1 protein-coding gene is annotated in these 1,147 nt (G+C 71.2%); it reads right to left on the bottom strand.

The window, feature by feature from the left end; all coding sequences use genetic code 11:
- Positions 1-1,110 (bottom strand): ABC transporter substrate-binding protein (locus tag NBZ85_RS31275; protein ID WP_261563441.1); only part of this gene is annotated, 1,110 nt, incomplete at its 3' end.
- Positions 1,111-1,147: the final 37 nt, after the last annotated feature.

Here is a 1,147-nt window from a genome sequence, read left to right as displayed (position 1 = left end):
CGCCGACACCGACACCGACCGCGGCGGCGACAACCGGTCGGCGATCTGCAACGACACGCTCTGATACGCCGGCGTCTGCGGCCGCACACTGGCCTGACGCAACGCCGCGTAGATCGCCGCCGCGAACGGATACCCCCCCTCGATGAACGCCCGATCCGTATACAACGCCTCCAACGTCGGCGCCAACCCCCCCTCCACCGCCGTACGGATCTGGTTCGCCCGAGAGCGCAGACAACCGATCGCCGCCCGCGCCTGCCCACCGTGCCGGCTGTACGACGACACCGCCAGGTTGTAACCCCCCACCGTCGTATGCGACGGCCGACCGGCCACCAGACTCGGCCACTGCGCCCACCCGATCCGACCCACCAGACCCGGCGCGTTCGCCCGCGCCGACGGATAGACAAACGGATAGTTCAACTGGAACGCCGCCGACCCCGCCTCGAACGCCAGCCGATTGTCGTCCTCCCGCTGGTTCGACCACGACGGATCCGCCGCGGGGGAGTGTGCCAACGCCGCGATCGCCTCCACCGCCCGGCGCGCCGGCTCACCCAGCTCCACCCGGCTCCCGTCCGCCGACAGAACCGACCCGCCCGCCGACGCCACCAACGAGTTGAACAGCACCGTGTAACCCTCGTACTGCGCACCCTGCACCTCGACCAGATGCGGCTTGCCCCCCGCCGCCAACGCCCGCGCCTGCGCCACCATCTGCGCCCACGTCGCCGGCGGCCGCGCCACCAGATCCTTGCGATACCACAGCAGCTGCACGTTGGTGTTCAACGGCGCCGCATACAACCGGCCCCGCCAACTACCCGTGCGCACCGCCACCGGCAACGTCCCCGCCGTGATCGCCCGCGCCGACACCGCGCCAAACGGCACGATCCACCCGGCCCCGGCGAACTCCGCCGTCCACGTCACGTCCAACGCCAGGACGTCCATCGAGGAATCCTTCGCCGCCAGCCGCCGCACCAGCTGCGCCCGCTGCCCGTCGGCGTCGTTGGGCAACACGCTGATCGCAATCCGGTAGGCGCCCCGCGACCCCGCCGAACAGTCCGCCGCCGCCTTCGCGAACGACCCCGACGACTCGTTGTACACATACCAGCGCACCGTCACCGGCCCCCGCACCGGACCCGACGAGGCACACCCCTGT

It is taken from the genome of Frankia tisae (assembly GCF_025403405.1).
GTDB lineage: Bacteria > Actinomycetota > Actinomycetes > Frankiales > Frankiaceae > Frankia > Frankia tisai.
Note: the sequence above shows the minus strand (reverse complement) of the source record. Positions and strands in the feature narration are given on the sequence as shown.